The organism is Nocardioides faecalis (genome assembly GCF_018388425.1).
Lineage (GTDB): Bacteria > Actinomycetota > Actinomycetes > Propionibacteriales > Nocardioidaceae > Nocardioides > Nocardioides faecalis.
In genome coordinates this window covers 3,149,784-3,165,513 of record NZ_CP074406.1, presented here as the reverse complement: position 1 = coordinate 3,165,513, position 15,730 = coordinate 3,149,784, and the positions used below count along the sequence as shown (strand labels likewise).

The following is a 15,730-nucleotide window of genomic DNA, read 5'->3' as shown; positions in this document are numbered from 1 at the left end:
CGGACAATCCTCGTTCGTGGGACATGTTGAGGTCGCCGGCGTCCGCTACGAGCTGCCCGACGGGCGGGTGCTGCTCGAGGACGTGTCGTTCCGCGTCGGCGAGGGCGCGAAGGTGGCGCTGGTCGGCGCCAACGGTGCCGGCAAGACCACCCTGTTCAAGATCATCGCCGGCGACCTGGCCCCGCACGCCGGCGTGGTGACCCGCTCCGGCGGGCTCGCCGTGATGCGGCAGATGGTGGACCGGGTGCCGACGAGCGCGGCCGAGGGCGGCCCGACCGTCGCCGACCTGCTGCTCAGCCTCGCCCCGGAGCGGGTGCGCACCGCCGCGGCGGCGGTCGAGGCCTGCGAGCTGGCGCTGATGGACAGCGACGACGAGGCCACCCAGATGGCCTACGCCGACGCGCTGGGCGAGTACGCCGACGCCGGAGGGTACGACGTCGAGGTGGTCTGGGACGTGTGCACCACCCGGGCGCTGGCGGTGCCGTTCGACCGCTGCAAGTACCGCGAGCTGAGCACCCTCTCCGGCGGGGAGCAGAAGCGGCTGGTGCTCGAGCACCTGCTCGCCGGACCGGAGGAGGTGCTGCTGCTCGACGAGCCGGACAACTTCCTCGACGTGCCGGGCAAGATCTGGCTGGAGCAGCAGATCGCGGCCTCGTCGAAGACGATCGTGCTGATCAGCCACGACCGCGAGCTGCTCGCCAACACCGCCACCCAGGTGGTCACCGTCGAGCTCGGCGTCGGCGGCACGGGCAACAGCACCTGGACGCACCCGGGCGGCTTCGCGTCGTACCACGAGGCCCGCACGGACCGGTTCGCCCGCTTCGCCGAGCTGCGCCGGCGCTGGGACGAGGAGCACGCGAAGCTGAAGGCGCTGGTGCTGCGGCTGAAGGTGAAGTCGGAGTTCAACGACGGCATGTCCTCGCAGTACCGCGCGGCCCAGACCCGGCTGCGCAAGTTCGAGGAGGCCGGCCCGCCGACCGAGCAGCCCCGTGAGCAGCAGGTCACCATGCGGCTCTCCGGGGCGCGCACCGGCAAGCGGGCGGTGGTCTGCGAGGACCTGGAGCTGACCGGGTTGATGAAGCCGTTCGACCTCGAGCTCTGGTACGGCGACCGGCTGGCCGTGCTGGGCTCCAACGGCTCCGGCAAGTCGCACTTCCTGCGGCTGCTGGCTGCCGGCGGCACCGATCCCGACGTCGAGCACCAGCCGGTCGGGGAGGTGACGATCGCCCCGGTCGCGCACACCGGCCGCGCCCGGCTCGGCGCCCGGGTGCGCCCCGGCTGGTTCGTGCAGACCCACGAGCACCCCGAGCTCGTCGGCCGCACGCTGCTGGAGATCCTGCACCGCGGCGACGGCTCGCCGCACGGCCGGCGGGGGATGGGGCGCGAGCAGGCGGCCCGGGTGCTGGACCGCTACGAGCTGGCGGACGCCTCCGAGCAGCGCTTCGAGTCGCTCTCGGGCGGTCAGCAGGCCCGGTTCCAGATCCTGCTGCTGGAGCTGTCCGGGGCCACCCTGCTGCTGCTCGACGAGCCGACCGACAACCTCGACGTGCAGTCCGCCGAGGCGCTGGAGGAGGGTTTGGCCGCGTTCGAGGGCACCGTCGTCGCGGTCACCCACGACCGCTGGTTCGCCCGCGGCTTCGACCGGTACTGCGTCTTCGGCTCCGACGGCACGGTCTACGAGGCACCGGAGCCGGTGTGGGACGAGGGGCGCGTGCAGCGCACGCGCTGAGCGGAAACGGTTGGCCCGCGCGGGCCGGACGTGGGACGGTGGAAGCCCACTACCCGAGGAGGACCCCATGGCTGACCACGGTGCCAACGAGGACCTGAAGGCGAAGATGCGCGAGGCGCTGGATCGCAAGAACGGCCGCGCGAACAGCATCCACGAGGACGTGCCGGGCAAGGAGAAGGCGCACGGGTCCGAGGTCACCGGCGCCGGCCCGCGGATCCACCGCCGCAAGGCAGGCGGAGGCGGCTCCTGAGGCTGCTCGGCTTCAAGCCCCTCGACCCCGTACGACGCGACGCGGGGCGCCCGGTCCGGGCGCCCCGCGTCGTTCGTCTCCCGCGCTGCCAGCCGTCGAGCCCAGCCGTCGAGCCCAGCCGTCGAGCCCAGCCGTCGAGACCAGCCCTCAGCCTCAGCCGTCGGAGCCGAGCTTCAGCTCGGTGGTGCCCTCCTTGCCGCCGCGCAGGTAGGTCACCTTGACGGTGTCGCCGGGCCGGAAGGAGCGGACGGTGGCGATGAGCGACTCCGCGTCCTCGATCCGGATGCCGTCGACGGCGGTGATCACGTCACCGGCGCGCAGGCCGGCGTCGGTGGCCGCCGAGCCCTGCTCGGCGCTCTCGATCCGGGCGCCGTCGGCCGTCGGGTCGGAGGAGTTCTGACCGCTGCGCGGGTCGCTGGCGGCGTTGGAGACCTGGATGCCGAGCCGGGCGTGGGTCGGGGCCTCGCCGGCCCGCATCTGCTCGATGATCGGCAGCACGGAGTCGATCGGGATCGCGAAGCCGAGGCCGATCGATCCGGCCGAGCCCTGGCCGTTGGAGGCGGAGCGGATCGAGGCGTTGATGCCGACCAGCTGGCCCTCCATGTTGACCAGCGGGCCACCGCTGTTGCCGGGGTTGATCGCCGCGTCAGTCTGGATCGCCGGGTAGGCGGTGGTGTTCCCGTTCGCGTCGCGGGCCACCTGCACGGGCCGGTTCAGGGCGGAGACGATCCCGCTGGTGACGGTGGACTCCAGGCCGAACGGGGAGCCGATCGCGACCACCTCCTGACCGACGGTGAGGTTGCTGGACTTGCCGATGGTGATCGGCTTGAGGTCCTCTGCGCCGTCGACCTTCACCAGGGCGGTGTCGGTGAGCGGGTCGGTGCCCACCACCTCGGCGCGCTTCTTGGTGCCGTCGTTGAACGACACGACCACCTGGGCGTCCTTGGCATCGATCTCGCCACCCAGGGTGAGCACGTGGTCGTTGGTCAGGATGAGGCCGTCGGAGTCCAGCACCGCGCCGGAGCCGCTGCCGGAGCCGCCGTTGCCGGTGACGCTGAGCGCGACCACCGAGGGCAGCACGGTCTCGGCCACCGACTCCACGCTGCCGTCGGCCGCGGCCTGCTTGCCGGAGTCGACGACGGGCAGGGAGGTGCCGGCCGACGACGTGGTGTCGTCGTTGGCCGCGTCGTAGATCGCGGCACCGCCGATGCCGGCGCCACCGCCGACGAGCAGGGCACCGGTGAGCACCAGCGCCGCGAAGGTGCCGCGGCGAGGGCGCGTGGAGGGGGAGGGGGCGGGGGAGAAGCCGGTCGGGCCGGCGCCGCCGGGCGCGTACGGCGGCGGCGGGGGGAGCGTCGACCGACCGGGCTGGCTGGGAGGCACGGGAGGCATCGACTGGGTCATGTCCACACTGTGCGCCGCCAACCTGTGACTCCGCTGAGTGCCCGGTGAGGACTGGCTCTGAGTGCTCTCTGCGCGGCCTAGGAGGGCGGCCCAGGGGGTGGTCGAGGGCGGCCGCCGCTCAGGGCCAGTACGGCCGGCGCAGCTCGCGCTTGAGGACCTTCCCGGTGGGGTTGCGCGGCAGGGCGTCGACGATCTCCACGGTGCGCGGCGCCTTGAAGTGCGCCAGCCGCTCCCGGGCCCAGTCGATCAGCTCGGCCTCGATCGCCCCGGCCGCCCCGGCCGCCCCGGCTGCCCCGGCCGCCTCGGTCGTCTCGGTCGTCTCGGTCGTCTCGGCGTCCTCCCGCAGCGCCACGACCGCCTTGACCGACTCGCCCCACTGCTCGTCCGGCACGCCGATGACGGCGACCTCGAGCACGCTCGGGTGCTCGGAGAGCACCCGCTCCACCTCGGGGGAGTACACGTTCTCCCCGCCGGTGATGATCATGTCCTTGAGCCGGTCGGAGACGTAGACGTAGCCGTCGGCGTCGAGGTGGCCCATGTCCCCGGTGCGGAACCAGCCGTCGTCGACGACCACCTCGGCGGTGGCCTCGGGCTTGTTGAGGAACCCCTTCATCAGCTGCGGGGTGCGCAGCCAGATCTCGCCGTGCCCGCCGGTCGCCACGTCCGTGCCGGAGACCGGGTCGACGATGCGGACCTCGCACTGCGGGATCGGCTTGCCCGCCGACAGCAGCCGCTCCGGGTGGCCCTCGGCCTCCGCGGTGCGGTGGTCCTCGGGCATCAGGTGGGTGGCGACGCCGCACACCTCGGTCAGGCCGTAGACCTGGATGAAGTCGGTGTCGGGCCAGGCCTGCATCGCGGCGCGCAGCAGCGGCGGCGGCATCGGCGCCGCGCCGTACGTGTAGGTCTTCAGCGCACCGAACAGCTTCACCGCCTCCCCGCCGGCGGCCAGCACCTGGGCCAGCACGGCAGGCACCAGGAACGTCCGGTTGGCGCCCGCCAGGATCGCCCCGGCCAGCGAGGCCGCGTCGGGCTCGCGCGTCATGACGGTGGGGATGCCGTCGTGGATGCCGAACATGACGTACGACGACCCGCCGACGTGGAACAGCGGCATCGACACCATCGACTTGTCGCCGGGATCGAAGCCCCACCCGTCGTGGGCGTTGACGGTGTGCCGCACCAGGTTGCGGTGGGTGAGCATGACGCCCTTGGGGCGGCCGGTGGTGCCCGAGGAGTACATGACCAGGCAGACGTCGTCCTGCACCACGTCCGGGCCGTAGGGTGCGGGGATGGCGGTGGCGAGCCGCCGCTCGTAGTCGTCGTCCTCGCCGTCGGGGGTCACCTCGATGATGTGCTCCACCCGGGGCAGGCGGTCGCGGATCGCCTCGATGGTCGGCATCAGCTCGGCGCCCACGATGAGGACCCGGGCGCCGGAGTCGTTGACCGCGTAGTCGATCTCATCCCCGGCCGAACGCCAGTTGATGATCGCGTTCGCCGCACCGATGGAGCCGACGGCCAGGGTGACCTCGACGCAGGCGGGGTGGTTCTTGTCCAGGAACGCGACCACGTCACCCCGGGCGACGCCGAGGTCGCGCAGCACGCCGGCAGCGCGCTGGACGCGGTCGTACCACTGCGCCCAGGTCCAGGTGCGACCCAGGTAGGTCATCGCCTCCGCGTCGGGGGTGGCCTCGGCCCAGTGGCCGATGCGGTCACCGATGTACGTCGGGGCCGGCGGCCGTGCCGGCGGCCAGGGGCCGCGCGGTCCGGACGAGGTGGGGTCGGCACTCGGGACGGCGCTCATGCGCCGAGTGTGTCCCAGATCACAAGGGTGCACAACGTCTCGGGCCGGCTCCCGTCGCCCTGCCTTGCCGCCTCGCCCGAGGCTGCCCGGGCCGGCGGGGGAGGGCGGCTAGTGCAGCGGCAGGCCCAGCCGGGCGAGGTCGGCGCGCAGGGTGGCGGCGTCGTGGAAGACCAGGCCGTGCATGCCGCACGCCTGCGCGGCGGCCACGTTCTCCGCCTTGTCGTCGACGAAGACGAGCTCGGCGGACGGGATGCCGCAGCGCCGGGCGGCGAGCGCGTAGATCCGCGGGTCCGGCTTGGCGATGCCCTCGGTGCCCGAGACCACGACGACCTCGAGCAGGGCGAGGAAGGCGAAGCGCTGCGGCGCGTTCGCGTGGTAGAGCTCGTCGGACCAGTTGGTCAGCCCGCACTGCGGGACGCCGGCGGCGTGCAGCTCGCGGACGATGTCGACGGTGCCGGGGACCTCGCCGGTCAGGGACGCGGCGAAGTGCTCGTGGTAGGCCCGCCCGTGCGCGGAGAACTCCGGGTGGGTGGCGTCCAGCTCGGCCAGTGCCTCGGGCCAGGTACGGCCGGCGTCGCAGGAGTGGTTCCAGGCGGCGAAGTCGAACTCGGCGAGGAAGCGGCGTGCCTGCTCCTCGCCGACGCCGGCGGCGATCGCACGCACCGGCTCCCACTCGATCAGCACGTTGCCCAGGTCCCACACGACCCCGGTCACCGAGGTGGCCGGGGTCGTGCGGTGTGACGTCGGGTGGGCGTCGGAGCCCACTGCCTGACCCAGGGTCAGGCCCAGCGCTCTTCTGCCGGCACGAAGTCCAGGGTGCGCGGACCGGTGTAGATCTGCTTGGGGCGCGCGATCTTCTGCTCCTTGTCCTGCACCAGCTCCAGCCACTGGGCCAGCCAGCCCGGGGCGCGGCCGATGGCGAACAGGACCGTGAACATCTCCGGCGGGAACTCCAGGGCCTCGTAGATGAGGCCCGAGTAGAAGTCCACGTTGGGGTAGAGGCGCCGCTTGACGAAGTACTCGTCCTCGAGCGCGATCTTCTCCAGCTCCTGGGCGACCTCGAGCAGCGGGTTGACCCCGGTGACCTCGAAGACGTCGTCGCAGGCCTTCTTGATGATCTTGGCGCGCGGGTCGTAGTTCTTGTAGACCCGGTGGCCGAAGCCCATGAGCTTCTCGTTGCCGGCCTTCACGCCCTCGATGAAGGCGGGGATGTTCTCCTTGGAGCCGATGCGTCGCAGCATCTTGAGCACGGCCTCGTTGGCGCCGCCGTGCAGCGGGCCGTAGAGCGCGCCGATGCCCGCCGCGACCGCCGAGTACGGGTCGACCTGCGAGGAGCCCACCGAGCGGACCGCGTTGGTCGAGCAGTTCTGCTCGTGGTCGGCGTGCAGGATGAACAGCACGTCGAGCGCCTTGGCGATGCGCGGGTCGGCCTGGTACTTCGTCTCGCTCATCTTGAAGAGCATGGAGAGGAAGTTCTCCGCGTACGACAGGTCGTTGTCCGGGTAGACGTACGGCTTGCCCTGCGCGTGGCGGAACGACCAGGCGCCCAGCGTCGGCATCTTGGCGATCATCCGGACGATCTGGATGTGGCGGTTGTCCGGGTCGTCGATGTGGCGCGACTCGGGGTAGAACGTCGAAAGGGCCCCCACCGACGCCATCAGCATCCCCATCGGGTGCGCGTCGTACCGGAAGCCCTGCATGAAGCTCTTGACGTTCTCGTGCACGAAGGTGTGGAAGGTGATCTCGTGCACCCACTCCTCGTACTGCTCCTTGGTCGGCAGCTCCCCGTGGATGATGAGGTAGGCCACTTCGAGGAAGTTGGACTTCTCGGCGAGCTGCTCGATCGGGTACCCGCGGTACTCGAGGATGCCCTTGTCGCCGTCGATGAAGGTGATGGCGCTGCGGCACGAAGCGGTGTTGACGAAGCCGGGGTCGTAGGTCGCCAGACCCGGCGAGTCGTCGTTGAGCTTGATCTGCCCGAGGTCCGCGGCCTTGATGGTGCCGTCGACGATCGGGATCTCGTACTCCGCTCCCGTGCGGTTGTCGCGTACGGTCAGGGATTCAGTCACGCCGCCAACCTAGTCGCCCACCCCGCACCCTCGGAAGCCGGTGTCCCGATCCGTGGCTCATCGCCGGGCGCCCGCGCACGCAGGACTAGGGTGCGAGAGCCCCGCCGTTTTGACCGGCGAGGAGCGTGCTCCGTAGTCTGGTCAGTCGCGTGTGCTGCCGCTCCGCAACCCCACGTCGTACGACGTGTGCGGGGCAGTCCCGGATCGCTGCTCGATCGTCGTGAGGCGAGCGAGGGTGGGCCGGGCTGAGTTCGTCAGACCACGTCGCCGCCGCCGGCCCCGGCCGGTGTGGCAAGCCCGGTCGACGTCCGTCGGACGGGTCCACGAACTGACCACAGAGAGTTGACGCATCATGCGTACCTACGCTCCCAAGCCCGGTGACGTCGAGCGCGCCTGGCTCGTGATCGACGCCACCGACGTCGTCCTGGGTCGGCTGGCCGTCACGGCCGCCAACCTGCTGCGCGGCAAGCACAAGGCGATCTTCGCGCCGAACGCCGACACCGGCGACTTCGTCGTGATCATCAACGCCGACAAGGTCGCGCTGTCCGGCAAGAAGCGGACCGACAAGATGGTCTACCGCCACTCCGGCTTCCCGGGTGGTCTGACCGCCACGCCGATCGGTGAGGTCATCGACAAGGACGCCCGCAAGGCCGTCGAGCAGGCCGTGTGGGGCATGCTGCCGAAGAACCGCCTGGGTCGGCAGATCATCAAGAAGCTGAAGGTCTACAACGGCCCGACGCACCCGCACCAGGCCCAGAAGGCCGTTGCCTACGAGATCTCCCAGATCTCCCAGTGACCTCTTCGACCGAGCTGACCCAAGGACCCAAGGACTTTCACCGTGGCTGACACCGACAACACCGAGGTCGACGAGACCTTCGAGACCAACGAGCAGGGCCTCGCCTACACCAGCGAGAGCGCGGGGTCCGGCGAGACCTCCTCCGCCCCGGCGACCATCGCCCCCGGCGCGGCCACCGGCCGCCGCAAGGAGGCCGTCGCCCGCGTCCGCCTCGTGCCCGGCACCGGCAACTGGACGATCAACGGCCGGACGATCGAGGACTACTTCCCGAACAAGCTGCACCAGCAGGTCGTCAACGAGCCGTTCGCGGCTCTCGGCCTCGAGGGCCGCTTCGACGTGATCGCCCGCATCCACGGCGGCGGCATCACCGGCCAGGCCGGTGCGCTGCGCCTCGGCGTGGCGCGGTCGCTGAACGCGATCGACCTCGACGCCAACCGGCCGACCCTGAAGAAGGCCGGCCTGCTGACCCGCGACGCCCGTGCGATCGAGCGCAAGAAGGCCGGTCTCAAGAAGGCCCGCAAGGCTCCGCAGTACAGCAAGCGCTGATGCCTGCGCGGCTCCGGACGCCCTCGGCCCCGGAGCACGGCGCAGTCGTCTGAGGCGACGCGAAGAGGGCCACGCACCGCTGCCGCGGTCCGTGGCCCTCTCGTGGTTTTCTTGCTCGACACAACCAGGCCCGACGCAACCAGGCCCGACAGAACTAGGGGTGGTCCTTGACTCGCATCTTCGGCACCGACGGCGTGCGCGGCCTGGCCAACGGCCAGCTGACCGCCGAGCTGGCGCTCGACCTCGGCGTGGCCGCCGCCCGTGTGCTCGTGGAGCACGGCGGCATCGACCGGGAGCGGCCCCTGGCCGTCGTCGGTCGTGACACCCGGATCTCCGGACAGTTCCTCGAGCACGCGGTGGTGGCCGGGCTCGCCTCGGCCGGTGTCGACGTGCTCCGGCTGCGGGTGCTGCCCACCCCGGGCGTCGCCTACCTCACCGATGCCCTCGGCGCCGACCTCGGCGTGGTGATCAGCGCCTCGCACAACCCGATGCCCGACAACGGCATCAAGTTCCTCGCCCGCGGCGGCGTCAAGCTCGACGACGCCCTGGAGCGCGAGATCGAGGAGCACCTCGACCAGGACTGGGACCGACCCACCGGTGCCGCCGTCGGCCGGGTCCAGCCCTACGGCCCGTGCGTGGAGGAGTACGCCGCCCACCTCGTGGCCACCCTCGACGCCCCCGCGGGCGGGTCTCGTCCGCTGGCGGGCCTGACCGTGGTGCTCGACTGCGCCCACGGCGCCGCGAGCGTCGTCGGCCCCCGCGCGCTGGAGGAGGCCGGGGCACGGGTGATCGCCATCGGCGCCGAGCCCGACGGGCTCAACATCAACGACGGCTACGGCTCCACGCACCTCGGTCCGCTGCAGCGGGCGGTCGTCGAGCACGGCGCGGACGCCGGCTTCGCGGTGGACGGCGACGCCGACCGCTGCCTGGCCGTGGACCACACCGGCGAGCTCGTCGACGGTGACCAGATCATGGCCATCCTCGCCCTGGGCATGAAGGAGGGCGGCCGGCTCGTCGACGACACCCTGGTCGCCACCGTGATGAGCAACCTCGGCCTGGGCCTGGCGTTGAGCGCCGCCGGGATCGAGATGCGCCGCACCGCGGTGGGCGACCGCTACGTGCTCGAGGAGATGCGCCGCGGCGGCTACTCGCTCGGCGGTGAGCAGTCCGGGCACGTGATCATGCGCGAGCACGCCACCACCGGCGACGGCGTGCTCACCGCGCTGCACCTGATGCAGCGCATGGCCCGCACCGGGCGCAGCCTGCGTGACCTCGCCGCCGTGATGACCCGGCTCCCGCAGGTGCTCATCAACGTGGGTGGGGTGGACCGCACCCGCACCGACGACCCCGCGGTGCTCGCGGCCGTGGCCGAGGCGGAGGCCGAGCTGGGCGCCACGGGCCGGGTGCTGCTGCGCCCCTCGGGCACCGAGCCGCTGGTGCGGGTCATGGTCGAGGCGCCGACGGCCGAGCAGGCCGAGGCCGTCGCCGGCCGGCTCGCCGAGGTGGTCCGCACCCGGCTCGCCGTCTCCGGCTGAGGCGCGGCGCCGCGCGACCGGCAAGAACCGGCACAGACGAAGAACCGGCACAGACGAAGAACGGCACCGACCCGGGAGGGTCGGTGCCGTTCGCGTCGTACGACGTCGCGGGCGTCAGGCCGCGAGTGTCAGCGGGTCACTTCCACACGACCGGCTTGCCGTCGTAGGAGCTGTACTCGCCGTCGCGCTGGGCGTAGCGCGCCGAGCTGACCTCGGTCGACTCCTGGGCCAGGTACGGCACGCAGGTGGTGTAGGAGGTGCCGTCGGCGAACTCGCCCGGGAAGCTGACGTTGTCGCACGGCTCGAACGTGCCGATGATCGACAGGGTCTGCGCGCGGCTGCCGTCGGGCAGCGCGCCCTCGATCGACTCGTTGATCGAGGTGTGGGCCAGGGTCTCGGAGCCGGAGACGCCCTTCACGTTGACCTGGATGTAGTAGGGCACCAGCCCGGCGGCGCGGTCGCCGAGGTTCAGCGGCTTGAGGTCGTCGGCGCTGCCCTTCTTGATCTCGGTGATGGTGACCTCGACCGTGCCGGAGCTGTCGGTGCCGGAGGTGAACGGCACCACGGCCGGCTCACCGATCGCGAGCTCGGTGCCCGGCGCCGTGACGTCGCCGGCGGGCGCGGCGGGAGCGACAGGCGAGGTCTCGGTCTCGGCGCTCTCGGTGGGCGTCTCGGTCGCCTCGGTGGTCTCCTCGGTGCTCTGCGAGGTCTTGTCCTTGGCGTCGGTGTCCTCGTCCTCGCCTCCGCAGGCGGTGAGGGCGAGGCTCGAGGTGGCGAGCAGGACGGCGAAGACGGACAGGTTCTTGCGGGTGGTCATCGGGGTCATGACCCCGGAGTTCCCTTTTTGGTGGGGTCTCAAACATCGCCCGTCCCGCCCGGCGGAGTGCCTGGTGCGGCTCAGATCTTGCGCAGCCGCACGTAGCGCACCGAGTGGTCCTTGGACTTGCGCAGCACGAGGGTGGCCCGCGAGCGGGTCGGGAGCACGTTCTGCTCCAGGTTCGGGCCGTTGATGGTGTCCCAGATCCGGCGCGCCTCGTCGATCGCCACGTCGTGGCTCAGCGCCGCGTACCTGGCGAAGTACGACGAGGGGTCGCGGAACGCCGTCTCCCGCAGCCTGAGGAACCGGTCGACGTACCAGTCCCGGATGTGGTTGGTGTTGGCGTCGACGAAGATCGAGAAGTCGAAGAAGTCGCTCAGGCCCAGGGTGATCCGGCCGTCCTCGCGCACCCGGGCCGGCTGCAGCACGTTGAGCCCCTCGACGATGACGATGTCGGGACGCTTCACCACGACCTTCTCGTCGGGCTGCACGTCGTAGACCAGGTGGGAGTAGACCGGGGCCTCCACCTCGTCGCGGCCCGACTTGATGTCGATGACGAACTTCAGCAGCGCCCGGCGGTCGTAGGACTCCGGGAAGCCCTTGCGGGCCAGGAGCCCGCGGCGCTCCAGCTCGGCGTTGGGGTAGAGGAACCCGTCGGTGGTCACCAGCGCCACGTTCGGGTGCTCCGGCCAACGCGCCAGCATCTGCTGCAGCACCCGGGCCGCGGTCGACTTGCCGACCGCCACCGAGCCGGCCAGGCCGATCACGAACGGCGTGCGCGGCGGCGTACGACGGTGCAGGAAGGCCTCCTGCTCACGGTGCAGCGCGCTGGCGCTGCTCACCCGCAGGCTCAGCAGCCGCGACAGGGGCAGGTAGACGTCACGGATCTCGTCGACGTCCAGGGAGTCGCCGAGACCGCGCAGCCGCGCGACCTCGTCGGTGGTCAGCGGGCTCTCGGTCTCGGAGGCCAGCTTCGCCCAGGTGGCCCGGTCGAGCTCGACGTAGGGCGAGGACTCCCGCGACGACTCGTCGCCGGGGGAGCTGTCCACCGTGGGGCCGTGAGGCATGTCGGCGATTGTTGCAGTGCGCCGAGGCGGCCTGACGGCGGTGTCCATCTAGACTGGTCGACCATGTGCGGGATCGTCGGTTACATCGGACCCAGGGCGGCCCAGCAGGTCGTCCTCGACGGCCTGCGTCGACTCGAGTACCGCGGCTATGACTCCGCCGGTATCGCGGTGGTCGCCGACGGCGCGCTCACGGTGCGCAAACGGGCCGGCAAGCTGGCGAACCTGGAGAAGGTGCTCGACGAGTCTCCGCTGCCCGACGCCCACATCGGCATCGGACACACCCGCTGGGCCACCCACGGCCAGCCCAACGACGTCAACGCGCACCCGCACACCGGCGCCACCCGCCGCATCGCGCTCGTGCACAACGGCATCATCGAGAACTTCGCCGACCTTCGGCTGCGGATCGAGGCCGACAACCACGAGCTGACCTCGGAGACCGACACCGAGATCGTCGCGCACCTGCTCGAGCTGCAGGTGCGCTCCGGCATCGACCTGACGACCGCGATGCAGCGGGTCTGCCAGCAGCTCGAGGGCGCCTTCACGCTGGTCGCCATCGACAACGCGGACCCCGAGACCGTCGTCGCCGCTCGCCGCAACTCGCCCCTGGTGGTCGGCCTCGGCGACGGCGAGAACTTCCTCGGCTCCGACGTCGCGGCGTTCATCGAGTTCACCCGCGAGGCGCTCGAGCTGGGTCAGGACCAGATCGTGGTGATGACCCGGGAGGCGGTCCAGGTCACCGACTTCGCCGGCAGCCCCGTCGAGGCGCGCCGCTTCCACGTCGACTGGGACCTCTCCGCGGCGGAGAAGGACGGCTACGACTGGTTCATGCGCAAGGAGATCTTCGAGCAGCCGCACGCGGTCGCCGACTCCCTGCTCGGCCGGCGTGACGCCGAGGGCCGCCTGCAGCTGGACGAGATGCGGCTCGCGGACGAGGAGCTGCGCGACATCGACAAGATCATCATCATCGCCTGCGGCACCTCGTTCTACGCCGGGATGGTGGCCAAGTACGCCATCGAGCACTGGACCCGGACGCCGGTGGAGGTCGAGCTGGCCTCGGAGTTCCGCTACCGCGACCCGATCATCGACTCCACCACCCTGGTCGTCGCGATCAGTCAGTCGGGGGAGACCGCTGACACGCTGCAGGCGATCATGCACGCCCGCGCGCAGCGCGCGAAGGTGCTCGCGATCTGCAACACCAACGGCGCCTCGATCCCGCGTGAGTCCGACGCGGTGATCTACACCCACGCGGGCCCGGAGATCGGCGTCGCCTCCACCAAGGGGCTGCTCACCCAGCTGGTGGCCTGCTACCTGCTCGCGCTCTACATCGCGCAGGTCAAGGGCACCCGCTACGGCGACGAGATCGAGGACATCATGGCGCAGCTGGAGGCCATGCCGGACCACATCCGCACGGTCCTCGACGGCGCCGAGCAGGTCTACGAGCTGGCCCGCGCCCACGTCGGCACCCGGTCGGTGCTGTTCCTGGGCCGCCACGCCGGCTACCCGGTCGCGCTGGAAGGGGCGCTCAAGCTCAAGGAGCTCGCCTACATCCACGCCGAGGGTTTCGCCGCCGGCGAGCTCAAGCACGGCCCGATCGCCCTCATCGAGGACGGGCTGCCCGTGCTCTGTGTCGTGCCGCCGCGCGGCCGCGACCACCTGCACGAGAAGATGCTCTCGGGCATCCAGGAGGTCCGCGCCCGCGGCGCCCGGACGATCTGCCTGGCCGAGGCCGGCGACACCTCCATCGAGCCGTACGCCGACCACCTGATCCGGCTGCCGAAGGTGCCCGTGCTGCTGCAGCCGCTGGTCGCCTGCGTGCCGCTGCAGCTGTTCGCCTGCGAGCTGGCCACCGCGATGGGCCACGACGTGGACCAGCCGCGGAACCTGGCCAAGTCCGTCACGGTCGAGTAGCCGCGAGCGGACGGGGGCGTCGTGGCCGTGGTCGGCGTCGGGATCGACGTGTGCGAGATCGACCGGTTCGCGGAGTCGTGCCGTCGTACGCCGGCGCTGGTGACGAAGCTGTTCACGCCCGCCGAGCGCGCCCTGCCGCCGCGCTCGCTGGCCGCCCGGTTCGCCGCGAAGGAGGCGCTGGCCAAGGCGCTCGGTGCCCCGGCCGGCATGTCCTGGCACGACGCCGAGGTGGTCTGTGAGGACTCCGGCCGGCCGCGGTTCGAGCTGCGCGGCTCGGTGCTGGCGGTCGCCGAGCAGCTGGGGGTGGCCTCCGTGCACGTATCGCTGACCCATGACGGCGGCATCGCCTCCGCGGTCGTGGTGCTGGAGTCCTGAGCATGATCCGGGCCCACACCGTCGCGCAGGTCCGCGCCGCCGAGGCCGCGCTGATGGCGACGCTGCCCGAGGGCACGCTGATGCAGCGTGCCGCCCACGGCCTGGCCCACGTCGTGCTCGAGACCCTGGGCGGCGGCTACGGCCGTCGGGTGGTGGCGCTGGTGGGGTCCGGCGACAACGGTGGTGACGCGTTGCACGCCGGTGCCGTGCTGGCGCGGCGCGGCGTGCAGGTGGAGGCGTGGCTGCTGTCGACGCAGGCGCACGCCGGGGGTGTCGCCGCGCTGCGGGCCGCGGGCGGACGGGTGCTGCCGGCGGCGGAGGCTGTCGCAGCGGCCCGCGGCCGGCACGGTCATGGCGGCACCGGGGGAGGCCATTGGGACCTGGTCCTCGACGGCATCGTCGGCATCGGCGGCAAGCCGGGGCTGCGGCCCGAGGCGGTGGCCGCGCTCGAGGCGCTGGCCGGGGTGCCGGTGGTCGCCGTCGACGTGCCGTCCGGGGTGGACGTCGACACCGGCGAGGTCGACGGGCCGCACGTGCGGGCCGCGCTCACCGTCACCTTCGGCACCCACAAGCCGTGCCACCTCCTCGACCCCGCCGCCGAGGCGTGCGGCGCGCTGACGCTGGTCGACATCGGCCTGGACCTGCCCGAGCCGGACGTCGAGGCGCTGCAGCCCGAGGACGTCGCGGCGCTGCTGCCCCGCCCGGGTCCGCAGGCGCACAAGTACACCCGCGGCGTGGTGGGCGTGCGGGCCGGCTCCGCGACCTACCCCGGCGCCGGGGTGCTCAGCGTCGCCGGCGCCGCCTGCGGGCTGGCCGGCATGGTGCGCTACGACGGCGACGCCGCCGTGCTGGAGCTGGTGCACCGCGGCCACCCCGAGGTGATCGGCCCCGGCCGGGTGCAGGCCTGGGTGGTCGGCTCGGGCAGCGACACCGGCGCCGAGGTGGCACTGCGCGCCAGCCTGGCCGACGACGTGCCCCTCGTCGTCGACGCCGACGCGCTGGCCCACGCGGACCTGGTCCGCGGGCGCCCCGCGGTGCTCACCCCGCACGCCGGCGAGCTCGCTCGGATGCTGGGCGTGCCGCGGGCCGAGGTCGAGCAGCGCTGGCTGCACCACGCCCGCAGGGCTGCGGTCGAGCACGATGCCGTGGTGCTGCTCAAGGCGCGCCACACGGTCGTGGCCGCCCCCGACGGCCGGGTGCGGGTCACCACGACCGGCACCCCCTGGCTGGCCACGGCGGGCGCCGGCGACGTGCTCGGCGGACTCATCGGTGCGCTGCTCGCGGCCGGCCTGGCGCCGTACGACGCCGCGTCGGTCGGCTCCTGGCTGCACGGTGCGGCGGCGACGCTGGCCTCCGGGGGTGGCCCGCTCGTGGCCGGCGACGTCGCCGAGGCGCTGGGGGACCTCGTCGCGCTGCTCGTCGCGGCGTGATGGGAG

The 15,730-nt window shown here is 72.0% G+C and carries 14 protein-coding genes; 8 read left to right on the top strand and 6 right to left on the bottom strand.

Translation table 11 applies throughout. From position 1 onward, the window contains the following. The first annotated feature begins 16 nt into the window (after positions 1-16). Complete coding sequence (locus tag KG111_RS14875) at positions 17-1,729, top strand: ABC-F family ATP-binding cassette domain-containing protein (protein ID WP_205291062.1); 1,713 nt, start codon at positions 17-19, stop codon at positions 1,727-1,729. Positions 1,730-1,796: 67 nt separating this feature from the next. Beyond that, positions 1,797-1,979 carry a DUF5302 domain-containing protein gene (locus KG111_RS14870; protein WP_205291061.1) on the top strand — a complete coding sequence of 61 codons (183 nt, stop codon included), beginning with the start codon at positions 1,797-1,799 and terminating at the stop codon, positions 1,977-1,979. 153 nt (positions 1,980-2,132) lie between these two features. Here KG111_RS14870 and KG111_RS14865 read toward each other — a convergent pair whose 3' ends face one another. The 4 genes from KG111_RS14865 to KG111_RS14850 all read right to left on the bottom strand — a co-directional run bounded on the left by KG111_RS14865 (position 2,133) and on the right by KG111_RS14850 (position 7,250). Then, positions 2,133-3,383, bottom strand: a complete 1,251-nt coding sequence (locus KG111_RS14865; RefSeq protein ID WP_205291060.1) for a S1C family serine protease — start codon at positions 3,381-3,383, stop codon at positions 2,133-2,135. 118 nt (positions 3,384-3,501) lie between these two features. Next, positions 3,502-5,181: a long-chain-fatty-acid--CoA ligase gene (locus KG111_RS14860; RefSeq protein ID WP_205291059.1), complete on the bottom strand. Its 1,680-nt coding sequence runs from the start codon at positions 5,179-5,181 to the stop codon at positions 3,502-3,504. A gap of 108 nt (positions 5,182-5,289) precedes the next feature. After that, a complete protein-coding gene (locus KG111_RS14855; RefSeq protein ID WP_249666151.1) occupies positions 5,290-5,946 on the bottom strand; it encodes an HAD family hydrolase in 657 nt (218 codons plus the stop codon). A 14-nt stretch (positions 5,947-5,960) separates the two neighbouring features. Further along, a complete protein-coding gene (locus KG111_RS14850) occupies positions 5,961-7,250 on the bottom strand; it encodes a citrate synthase (protein WP_205291058.1) in 1,290 nt (429 codons plus the stop codon). A gap of 352 nt (positions 7,251-7,602) precedes the next feature. Here KG111_RS14850 and rplM point away from each other — a divergent pair, with 352 nt between their 5' ends. From rplM to glmM, 3 genes are all read left to right on the top strand, one after another. Then, positions 7,603-8,046 carry a 50S ribosomal protein L13 gene (gene rplM, locus KG111_RS14845; RefSeq protein ID WP_205291057.1) on the top strand — a complete coding sequence of 148 codons (444 nt, stop codon included), beginning with the start codon at positions 7,603-7,605 and terminating at the stop codon, positions 8,044-8,046. Between the two features lie 42 nt (positions 8,047-8,088). Next, positions 8,089-8,592 carry a 30S ribosomal protein S9 gene (gene rpsI / locus KG111_RS14840; RefSeq protein WP_205291056.1) on the top strand — a complete coding sequence of 168 codons (504 nt, stop codon included), beginning with the start codon at positions 8,089-8,091 and terminating at the stop codon, positions 8,590-8,592. A gap of 167 nt (positions 8,593-8,759) precedes the next feature. After that, on the top strand, positions 8,760-10,127 hold the full coding sequence (glmM, locus tag KG111_RS14835) for a phosphoglucosamine mutase (protein ID WP_205291055.1): 1,368 nt from the start codon (positions 8,760-8,762) through the stop codon (positions 10,125-10,127). A gap of 136 nt (positions 10,128-10,263) precedes the next feature. Here the strand turns inward: glmM and KG111_RS14830 are convergent, their stop codons facing one another. After that, positions 10,264-10,953, bottom strand: a complete 690-nt coding sequence (locus KG111_RS14830; protein ID WP_205291054.1) for a hypothetical protein — start codon at positions 10,951-10,953, stop codon at positions 10,264-10,266. 71 nt (positions 10,954-11,024) lie between these two features. Further along, a complete protein-coding gene (gene coaA, locus KG111_RS14825) occupies positions 11,025-12,011 on the bottom strand; it encodes a type I pantothenate kinase (RefSeq protein ID WP_205291053.1) in 987 nt (328 codons plus the stop codon). Between the two features lie 63 nt (positions 12,012-12,074). On the opposite strand from coaA, the gene glmS reads away from it, so the two are divergent. From glmS to KG111_RS14810, 3 genes are read left to right on the top strand one after another with little or no spacing between them, the layout of a single operon-like run. Then, the gene (gene glmS, locus KG111_RS14820) at positions 12,075-13,919 is read left to right on the top strand and encodes a glutamine--fructose-6-phosphate transaminase (isomerizing) (protein ID WP_205291052.1); all 1,845 of its coding nucleotides are present in this window, start codon (positions 12,075-12,077) and stop codon (positions 13,917-13,919) included. A 21-nt stretch (positions 13,920-13,940) separates the two neighbouring features. Next, positions 13,941-14,294, top strand: coding sequence for a holo-ACP synthase (locus KG111_RS14815; protein WP_205291051.1), 354 nt, complete (start codon positions 13,941-13,943; stop codon positions 14,292-14,294). A 2-nt stretch (positions 14,295-14,296) separates the two neighbouring features. Beyond that, on the top strand, positions 14,297-15,724 hold the full coding sequence (locus KG111_RS14810) for an NAD(P)H-hydrate epimerase (protein ID WP_205291050.1): 1,428 nt from the start codon (positions 14,297-14,299) through the stop codon (positions 15,722-15,724). Positions 15,725-15,730 lie beyond the last annotated feature (6 nt).

Bases quoted from the DNA above. Each gene is read 5' to 3' on its own strand.
- KG111_RS14865 (WP_205291060.1), bottom strand. From the start codon at position 3,383: ATGACCCAGTCGATGCCTCCCGTGCCTCCCAGCCAGCCCGGTCGGTCG.
- KG111_RS14860 (WP_205291059.1), bottom strand. From the start codon at position 5,181: ATGAGCGCCGTCCCGAGTGCCGACCCCACCTCGTCCGGACCGCGCGGC.
- KG111_RS14810 (WP_205291050.1), top strand. From the start codon at position 14,297: ATGATCCGGGCCCACACCGTCGCGCAGGTCCGCGCCGCCGAGGCCGCG.
- glmS (WP_205291052.1), top strand. From the start codon at position 12,075: ATGTGCGGGATCGTCGGTTACATCGGACCCAGGGCGGCCCAGCAGGTC.
- KG111_RS14830 (WP_205291054.1), bottom strand. From the start codon at position 10,953: ATGACCCCGATGACCACCCGCAAGAACCTGTCCGTCTTCGCCGTCCTG.
- KG111_RS14870 (WP_205291061.1), top strand. From the start codon at position 1,797: ATGGCTGACCACGGTGCCAACGAGGACCTGAAGGCGAAGATGCGCGAG.
- coaA (WP_205291053.1), bottom strand. From the start codon at position 12,011: ATGCCTCACGGCCCCACGGTGGACAGCTCCCCCGGCGACGAGTCGTCG.
- rplM (WP_205291057.1), top strand. From the start codon at position 7,603: ATGCGTACCTACGCTCCCAAGCCCGGTGACGTCGAGCGCGCCTGGCTC.